We start from the raw sequence: 8,376 nt of genomic DNA on the forward strand, positions 1-8,376 counted from the left end.
TTGCCATCGCTCAACGGATAAAAGCTACCCTGGGGATAACAGGCTAATCTCTCCCAAGAGTCCATATCGACGGGGAGGTTTGGCACCTCGATGTCGGCTCATCACATCCTGGGGCTGAAGCAGGTCCCAAGGGTTGGGCTGTTCGCCCATTAAAGTGGTACGTGAGCTGGGTTCAGAACGTCGTGAGACAGTTCGGTCCATATCCATCGCGGGCGTAAGATACATGAGGGAGGCTGCTCCTAGTACGAGAGGACCGGAGTGGACGGACCAACGGTGTACCGGTTGTCCTGCCAAGGGCACGGCCGGGTAGCTGCGTCCGGAAGGGATAAACGCTGAAAGCATCTAAGCGTGAAGCCCGTCCCGAGATGAAGTATCTCATTCCTATAAGGAAGTAAGACCCCTTGAAGAAGACAAGGTAGATAGGCTGGGTGTGGAAGCACAGCAATGTGTGCAGCTGACCAGCACTAATCGGTCGAGGGCTTGACTTACTGACCTGTCCGAGAAGCGAGCCTGAAAGGCGAAGCTGAACGGGAAACAGGTCGTATGCGAAAACGTCCCAAGAACACGAGCGAAAGCGACGTGTGATTGGATGACGTTGACCGCTAAGTAGCGAGTACGCGACGTTGACGCAGTCAATGTCGACAGTATCAAGTGAGCAAGTATTTCGCTTTAATTTGCAAGGAAGTTTCTTCTGTGAAGTTTTGAGTGAGCAAGACTCATTCAAGTATGCGGTGATGATGCCTGAACGGTTCCACCTGTTCCCATTCCGAACACAGTAGTTAAGCGTTCAAAGGCCGAGGGTACTTCGTTGGAGACGACGTGGGAGAGTAGGTAGTTGCCGCAATTACTCCTCGATAGCTCAGTCGGTAGAGCGTCTGACTGTTAATCAGAATGTCACTGGTTCGAGTCCAGTTCGAGGAGCCATTTTTGTATTATAGGGAGCACTGATAAATTCAGTGATTTCTTTGGCGGTGTCGCCGCTTTGGATAGTTGGGGTATAGCCAAGTCGGTTAAGGCACGGGACTTTGACTCCCGCATCCGTTGGTTCGAATCCAACTACCCCAGCCAATTTATATCATTTTGGCGGGTACTGTGGCGCTGATGAAGGTTCACTAGCTCAGTTGGTAGAGCATCTGACTTTTAATCAGAGGGTCCCGGGTTCGAGTCCCGGGTGAGCCACCACTATTTTCACTTATCATGACTCACTAGCTCAACTGGCAGAGCAACTGACTCTTAATCAGTAGGTTCACGGTTCGATTCCGTGGTGGGTCACCATTATATGGGCGATTAGCTCAGCTGGGAGAGCGCTTGCCTTACAAGCAAGATGTCGGCAGTTCGATCCTGTCATCGCCCACCATCGTTCGCAAAAACGGCCCGGTAGTTTAGTTGGTTAGAATGCCGCCCTGTCACGGCGGAGGTCAGGGGTTCAAGTCCCCTTCGGGTCGCCATTTTTTATGCCTCGGTAGCTCAGTTGGTAGAGCAGGGGACTGAAAATCCCCGTGTCAGTGGTTCGATTCCGCTCTGAGGCACCACTTCGTGTATCATCACAGCGTCTGCGGCATACGCCGCTTGTGCAATGTTGCTGGCGTAGCTCAATCGGTAGAGCAGCTGACTTGTAATCAGCAGGTTGGGGGTTCAAGTCCTCTCGCCAGCTCCATGCGGGTGTAGCTCAATGGTAGAGCCCCAGCCTTCCAAGCTGGTCACGTGGGTTCGATTCCCATCACCCGCTCCATTTTGCATTTCGCCGGGGTGGCGGAACAGGCAGACGCAGGGGACTTAAAATCCCCCGATCGTAAGATCGTACCGGTTCGATTCCGGTCCTCGGCACCATAAGTAGCGAAACAAGAATGTCGGAGCGTAAGCGAACGGCAGTCTTGATTGAGTCACTTAGTCAATGATGGCGCAGCCATTGTTGACTTCCATACAATTTAACACGCGGTCGTGGCGGAATTGGCAGACGCGCTACTTTGAGGGGGTAGTGTTCACAAGACGTGTGGGTTCAAGTCCCACCGACCGCACCATTTTCTTTACAATTTGATAGTCACGCGGTCGTGGCGGAATGGCAGACGCGCTAGCTTCAGGCGCTAGTGATGGCAACATCGTGGAGGTTCAAGTCCTCTCGACCGCACCATTTATGCGGTTGTGGCGGAATTGGCAGACGCGCTACTTTGAGGGGGTAGTGTTCACAAGACGTGTGGGTTCAAGTCCCACCAACCGCACCATTTGAAATATCGTCGCTGTAGGAAACTACAGCGATTTTTTGTTGCGCTTCTTTGCAAAAAAAGCTTCCCCCGTCTCGGACGGGGGAAGCTGCTATACCGCAATCCAATGCCTCCCTCGCCGCAGCGGGGGAGGGGAGCGCTTACGCATGCCACCTCCCCCATTGTGATGGGGGAGCCTTGGAGAGCGGACGTTAGAACTGCCAAGCGAATCCGGCACGGAAGTTGACGCCGCGCTGTTTGCCCGTCCAGCCCTCGATGCTGAGGTCGGCGGTGGAGTTCGCACTCATCTGGGTCTTCCAGCCGAGTTCGACACTGGCGGAGACACCCTTGAGCGACGGAGACGGCGAGGTGTAGCTCATGCCGCCCGCGCGATGATAGGTCGCGCTTGCATCGCCGCCAAACTCATACTGTACGGAAGCACCGACGATGAGCGAGCCGCCCTTCTGCGGATGCATCCAACGTGCGCCCGTGCGCAGAATGTGGCTGTCCACGGCGGAGAAGCTGTAGCGGTCGCCCGTGGAGAGCGTTGCGTCTGTGCCGTTCTGTCGCGTGTAGAAGTAGCGGACGTAGACCTCCTGCTTGTCGCCGTCCTTCATCGTCGTACTCTGTCCCACGCCGAGATGTGCGCCGATGTAGTTCGCACGCGTATCGTAGGACGTATGCCTCGGGGTGCCGCCCACATTGAGCGTTGCACTGTAGTCCATGTTCGAGCGTCCGGCGCGGAGACTGCCCTCGTAGAACATCCCGTCCTTCTGCTCCTGACGGATGAATCCGCCCGCACCGATGTAGCGGACAGAGCCGTCGCCGTGCGCCGCATTGACGTAGCTGTCGTAGGTGCCGCGTCCGTATTCGACAATGGGGCCGAAAATCAGTCGGTTGTCGTCGCGTTTCACTTCGCGCGAGAAGCCGACAGCGAGGTTCATCCCCTTGAGGTCAACGTGCGAGCCCGTTGCGATGCGCATGGAGGAGCCGCTCATCGCTGCAAATGGGGCAAAGCCCTCGGCTGCTGCCGCCTCGATGGACGCGCTCGACATCCCCAAGCCCGTAAAGAGATTCATGCCCGAGCCGATAAAGGCGACCGAGCCTGCCATCGTCTCAGCGAGCGACTTCGCATGATCACCGATCAGTCGGAAGCCGCCGTCGTAGGGGGTCTCCGGCGGCAGTGCGGGCGGTGTCGGCGGAGGCGTGACGATCCCGCTCGGCGGTGTAACTGCGGGCGGCGAGCCGGGTGGCGTCGACGGGGTCGCCCCCGATGGCAGCGGCTTCTCGTCAGGCTTCGGCGCCGACGGTTCCGGCACCGAACCGCCCGCATCGGTGCCGCCGTCAAGCCGCACGATCAGCTCCTTGCGGTTCGTCGTCACACTCATGCGTTCCGTACCGGAGATACCCTCATGCACAGTCATCGTGGCTGTGCCGTCATTGTGAATCTCCGCATTTACCGTATGGAGAAGGCGGATGCGGTTCGGGAGCGAGGTGCTGCCCTGCAGATAGGCATCGACCGTCTTGCCGCTGAGGTCGATGTTCCTCGTATCGTCCCTGACGTAGAGCATCGTATCATCTTCGGTGATGTCGCTCGGCACATAGAACGCGAATCGGTTGAATCCCTCCACGCTCTTCACCGTGATATTCTTCGTATCCTTTAGGACGAGCTCATTGTCGGCTGCATAGGCCCCCGTGCCGCCGACGCGGTGCCGATAGCCGTAGAGACTTGCGGAGGAGAGATCGTCTGCGCCCGAGATCACGATCTTGTTGTGATGCACCTCCTCATGGACATCGTTTGGATCCGCTGCGGGATCGCCCAGAGCCGCGCCTGCGTAGATGTTGCCACGATACGTACCGCCGTGGATGTAGAGCTCGTTGTAATTGGACTTGAGGTAGACATTGCCCGTGTCGGAGCCACCCTGTGCCATGCCGCCGTAGACATCCGCGTCATACGTCGTGCCCTTCATCAGGTGGGTAATGTTCCCCGAAGCCTCTGCCTCTGCGCTGTGATTGCCCGCCGCTCTTGCCTCGGCAGAGCCGCCGAAGAGATGCCCTTGGAACCGCGTGGTGTCGCCGTACACCCAGAGGCGGTTGTCAACGGCATTTGCCGCGCTGCCTGCAGACGTGTTCCGCGCAAAGCTTCTGCCGCTCGTCACGTCCTCACGGAACGTGCCGGCACGGATGGTGAGCTGGTTGCTGTTTGCCTCGGCTTTTGGTTCTGCGACATTGTTCGTCTCGATCGTACTGTAGCCCGCCGCGCTCTTGTCGGTGAATGTCCCTGCGCCTGCACCCACCCAGACCTTGTTCTCGTTCGCCTTTGCGGTGCTGTGGGTCACCCGTTCACCGGGCGCGAGCTGCTTGCCCTCGGCGTAGCCGCCGATGAAGTTCTTTGCCCCCGCGGAGACGGCCAGCTTGTTCTTGTTGGCGCTCGCATTGAACTCCCTCTTTGCCTCGACATACGCCGAGCCGCCGTAGAGTCCCGCGCCGTACGTGCCTCCCAAGGCGTGGACGGTGTTCTCGTTCGCTGCGGCATTCGTGACGCTGTCCGCCGCCGTCGTCGTATTCCGGGCAAAGCTCCTGCCGCCCGCCACATCCTCATTGAACGTGCCGTCCTGCAGGAGAACTTCGTTCCTTGCTGCAGCAGCAGACAGCAGCTTCGTATTGTTCGCTGTGATATGGACGTAACCGCCCGCGCTCTTGTCGGTGAATGTACCGGTGGAGCGGATCTCCATACTGTTCTCATTCGCCGTGCCCGTGCTCTGGAGGACGTAGGTGCCGCTGTCTCGCTGCGTGCCCTCGGCATAGCCGCCGATGAAGCTGCGCGCGCCGCCCCTCAGACTGAGCAAGTTCTCGCTTGCCAGTACGTCAAAGGTACCCTTTGCCTCGGCAGATGCATGACCTCCCGTGATGCCCGGCGTGACGCTCGTCTCGGTGGAGAGGTAGTTCTTCGTCGCCTGTGCCGCAGCGCTGCCGTTCTCGGACGCTGCTTCGGCACTGCCGCTGTAGACGTTCTGCTGATCTCCCTTCACATACAGCTCGTTCTCGTGCGCTGCGGCCTCCGCCCGGCCCGCAGTCGCCTGTACCTTCGCAGAGCCGCCGATCAGATCCGCGTTGAACCAGCCCGCATGCGTGTCGACCCAGAGCTTGTTCTTGTTTGCCGTCGCCGCCGCGAAGGTGTCTGTATCTGTGCGCTCGCTCTCGATAAAACTGTCGCCGCCCCAAATATTATCGAAGTTGCCGCCCGCGATGGAGAGTTCGTTCTCGTTTGCCGCGGCGCGCAGCTCTTTCGTTTTTCCTGCCGTGAGCCTAGCGTAGCCGCCCCTCACCACATTACAAGAGCGTTCCGTGACCCAGACCTTGTTCGCATTCGCCTCCACGGTACTCAGGGCAGCAGGGATGCCGGTCCTATCAAACTGTTTGCCGTCTGCACGTCCGCCGGCGACATCGTTTGCATTCGTCCTGAGGTGGACCTGGTTCTCGTTTGAGTATAGGCGGATACCGCCTCTTGTCTCGGTGAAGGTATACCCACCGGTGATTTTTTCTGTCCGCATGTTTGTATTCATGCGCACGCGGTTTTTCAGTGCCTTTGCGATGGAAATGCCGTTGCCGAGGTGTGAACGGGCATCGGCATAGCCACCCTCAATGTAGGAAGGCCCCACAGACTTGCCGCCTGTGATGGTGACGGTGTTTTCCTCTGCCAGCGCCTCGGAGGTAGTCGTGTTGCCCGCAATGTCGTTATCGCTTTTCGCACTGCCGCCGGTCACATCTGAATCGATGGCGCCGCCCGTCATTGTAACGGTATTGCGCACCGCCTCTGCCCTTGTCTGTGTGCCGTGCAGGATTTGCGCATGTGCGTAGCCGCCGTAGATTCCCCGCGCCACAATGAAGCTGGCTGCCCCGTCCCAAGAGACCGTACCACCCGAGACCTCTGCAGAGTTCCCCTCGACGTGCGCTGTGCCGCCGTTCAAAACCCCACCAAAGGCTCCGAAGAAGCCCATGAGCGAGCCGCTCCGGAGAATCGCTCTGCCGCCCCTAACATCAAAGGTCGCATTCACTGTGTTAGACTCGCCGAATGTGCCGAAGGCATTCCGCCACTCCACAGCATTTCCGTAGCCGTCCTTCGTATAGATGACCGGGGTTCCCCCGTACCCCACTCTGCCGACGGTGATGGTCGCGGGCGCACCGTCGATGTTGCCGACAACGCCGTACTCTACCTCAGTGTCCTCTGTGACAGAGGAGGTCACGATGAACTTGTTGGCAGCATAGGCACAGGGGAGTGCGCCGAGCGTCACCGCGCCCGCCGTGAGGGCGGCGAGGATGCGTGGGGCAAGTGTCCGTGATGGGGGACGCTTGCTGCGCTGAGAATGATGTTTCATGATGATCGACTCCTTTCAAGATCAATACACCCGATGTGGGCACCTTGAATCATGCCGGGGCTTCCTCTCCAATCTCACTGTAGCATATTCTCAGAAAAAACGTACTGTCACAAATAACAGGGTCCAAACGTCCTGATTTTGCGGAAAAACCAGTGCTTTCAAGGGTGTACGGGTATCATAGAGAAAAATTTATTTACGGCTTCTTTTATGGCAAAATTGTGAAAACAAGATTTGATTATTTGTAAATGAATGAGAATATGGCGTAATGTGTGCAGAAAAAACACTGTTTTTTCAAATGAAATATGGATATAATAGGGAAGGACTTTTTTGCGAAGGAGGAGCGATGATGCTGCGGCTGCTGGTATTTTGTCTGTTGTTTCTGCTGCCTGTGCGCGTACTGGCTGCGCCCGCTGATCTGCCGTCGCGCTGCTTCGTGTGTGCGGCGGCATCGGAGGCGGCGTACAGCGGGGAGCTGCCGGAACTCCTGCGTGCTCGTCTCGCGGCGGCGGGCTGGCAGATCGCGTCGTATGAGACGGAGGGGCATCGCGGTACGGTCGGGCGGTTCTTCCATATGGTGCGGACGGATGAGGATGGCACTGAGACGCATCTGATTGCCTTCCCGGGGACGGAGCGCGGGAGCGATGTATGGACGGATCTGCGGCTCGGGCGTGCCGCGTTCGGCGGGGACAGTCCTGCGGAGTTCCTTGCTGTGCGCGATATGCGTGTGACGGAGCGCAGCGAGACGCCGCTCGTCCACCGTGGCTTCCTCGACTACACGCAGGCGGCACTCTTTACGGATGTGCTGCCGGCGTATGGGAATCGGACGGCAGGGGAGGTGTTGGCGGCGGAGCTGCGTGCACATCCCTCGGTGCGGATCTATCTGACGGGACACAGTCTCGGCGGGGCGGCGGCAGTTCTTGCGGCGGCGCGGCTCTCGGATCTGGGGGTCGCACCTGAGCAGCTCGTTGTGACGACGTTCGGTGCGCCTGCGGTCGGGAATGCGGCGTTTGTGCGCCGCTATGAGGGGCGGTTTGCGCTGCACCGTGTGGTGATGAGCGGCGATCCGATGAAGGATGTGCTGGCTGCGCCGCTCGGGTTTCAGCAGTTCGGGGAGCGTGTCCCGTGGTCGCCCGCGCGGTCTGTGGCGCGGTTCCCGCATGCGATGATGGTCTATGTGGATGCGGCGATTCGTCAGCTCTACGATGCGTACGGCGGGGACAATGCGTTTCTCTTTCTGATGGGGCTGCCGAACCGCACGGAGGGACGGACGCTCTACGCCCTGCCGATTGAGACGGAGCTGGACGATACGCTCGCGGAGGATGCGCCCTATATGATGGCGGTGCTGCGTGACGCGCTCCATGTGCAGAATGCGTCGGTTGTGTTCGCGGCGGGCGGTGGTGGGCTCTCGGCGGATGGGATGCTCAGCGGGCTCAGCAGTCATCTCGCAGCGGCACGCGCGGCGGGCGCGGAGCAGATGGTCGCCTATCGGATTGCGGGGGCGAAGATCCGCGATGCACGTGAGACGTACCGTCTGACGCTGGAGCGTGCGGTGTATGATATGGACGGCAATCTGCTTGCGGCGGGCTCGCGCTCAGCGCGAACAGGGGCACTCACACCGATTGAGACGGTGCTGTATCTGTTTGCGCAGGACTGAGGGGGTGCCCCTATCGTCACACCGTGGATGAAAAGCCTCCCCCGTGTGGCACGGGGGAGGGGGACCATGCGCAGCATGGTGGAAGGGGCGCTTTGGTCGATTTGTGGTTTTCTGTCGTGAGAGAGTCGAATGAGCAAGAGGC

2 protein-coding genes, 13 tRNA genes and 2 rRNA genes (1 of these 17 running past the window's edge) are annotated in these 8,376 nt (G+C 59.0%); 16 read left to right on the forward strand and 1 reads right to left on the reverse strand.

The window, feature by feature from the left end; all coding sequences use genetic code 11:
* The 15 genes from HMPREF9334_RS05245 to HMPREF9334_RS05315 form a co-directional block, all read left to right on the forward strand.
* A 23S ribosomal RNA gene (locus HMPREF9334_RS05245) occupies positions 1-488 on the forward strand (it extends 2,010 nt beyond the left edge of the window).
* 239 nt (positions 489-727) lie between these two features.
* Positions 728-844, forward strand: a 5S ribosomal RNA gene (gene rrf, locus HMPREF9334_RS05250).
* Positions 845-848: 4 nt separating this feature from the next.
* Positions 849-924: transfer RNA gene (locus HMPREF9334_RS05255), tRNA-Asn, on the forward strand.
* 67 nt (positions 925-991) lie between these two features.
* Positions 992-1,068 (forward strand) — tRNA-Gln (locus HMPREF9334_RS05260).
* 38 nt (positions 1,069-1,106) lie between these two features.
* Positions 1,107-1,182: transfer RNA gene (locus HMPREF9334_RS05265), tRNA-Lys, on the forward strand.
* A gap of 17 nt (positions 1,183-1,199) precedes the next feature.
* Positions 1,200-1,275, forward strand: a tRNA-Lys gene (locus HMPREF9334_RS05270).
* Positions 1,276-1,281: 6 nt separating this feature from the next.
* Positions 1,282-1,357: transfer RNA gene (locus HMPREF9334_RS05275), tRNA-Val, on the forward strand.
* A gap of 14 nt (positions 1,358-1,371) precedes the next feature.
* Positions 1,372-1,448, forward strand: a tRNA-Asp gene (locus HMPREF9334_RS05280).
* An 8-nt stretch (positions 1,449-1,456) separates the two neighbouring features.
* Positions 1,457-1,532, forward strand: a tRNA-Phe gene (locus HMPREF9334_RS05285).
* Between the two features lie 49 nt (positions 1,533-1,581).
* Positions 1,582-1,657 (forward strand) — tRNA-Thr (locus HMPREF9334_RS05290).
* Position 1,658: 1 nt separating this feature from the next.
* Positions 1,659-1,732: transfer RNA gene (locus HMPREF9334_RS05295), tRNA-Gly, on the forward strand.
* 11 nt (positions 1,733-1,743) lie between these two features.
* Positions 1,744-1,830, forward strand: a tRNA-Leu gene (locus HMPREF9334_RS05300).
* Between the two features lie 105 nt (positions 1,831-1,935).
* Positions 1,936-2,021, forward strand: a tRNA-Leu gene (locus tag HMPREF9334_RS05305).
* Positions 2,022-2,045: 24 nt separating this feature from the next.
* A tRNA-Leu gene (locus HMPREF9334_RS05310) sits at positions 2,046-2,131 on the forward strand.
* Between the two features lie 5 nt (positions 2,132-2,136).
* Positions 2,137-2,222: transfer RNA gene (locus tag HMPREF9334_RS05315), tRNA-Leu, on the forward strand.
* A 191-nt stretch (positions 2,223-2,413) separates the two neighbouring features.
* On the opposite strand, the gene HMPREF9334_RS12540 is transcribed toward HMPREF9334_RS05315, so the two are convergent.
* Entirely contained in the window at positions 2,414-6,580 is a 4,167-nt protein-coding gene (locus tag HMPREF9334_RS12540) for an autotransporter outer membrane beta-barrel domain-containing protein (protein ID WP_006692461.1), read from the reverse strand.
* Positions 6,581-6,923: 343 nt separating this feature from the next.
* Here HMPREF9334_RS12540 and HMPREF9334_RS05325 point away from each other — a divergent pair, with 343 nt between their 5' ends.
* Positions 6,924-8,234: a lipase family protein gene (locus HMPREF9334_RS05325; protein WP_006692462.1), complete on the forward strand. Its 1,311-nt coding sequence runs from the start codon at positions 6,924-6,926 to the stop codon at positions 8,232-8,234.
* The last annotated feature ends 142 nt before the right edge of the window (positions 8,235-8,376 follow it).

Source organism: Centipeda infelix ATCC 43532 (genome assembly GCF_000234095.1).
GTDB lineage: Bacteria > Bacillota > Negativicutes > Selenomonadales > Selenomonadaceae > Centipeda > Centipeda infelix.

What these genes read in the sequence shown, in the direction of transcription:
- HMPREF9334_RS12540 (WP_006692461.1), bottom strand. Translation starts at nt 6,580, where the DNA reads ATGAAACATCATTCTCAGCGCAGCAAGCGTCCCCCATCACGGACACTT.
- HMPREF9334_RS05325 (WP_006692462.1), top strand. Translation starts at nt 6,924, where the DNA reads ATGATGCTGCGGCTGCTGGTATTTTGTCTGTTGTTTCTGCTGCCTGTG.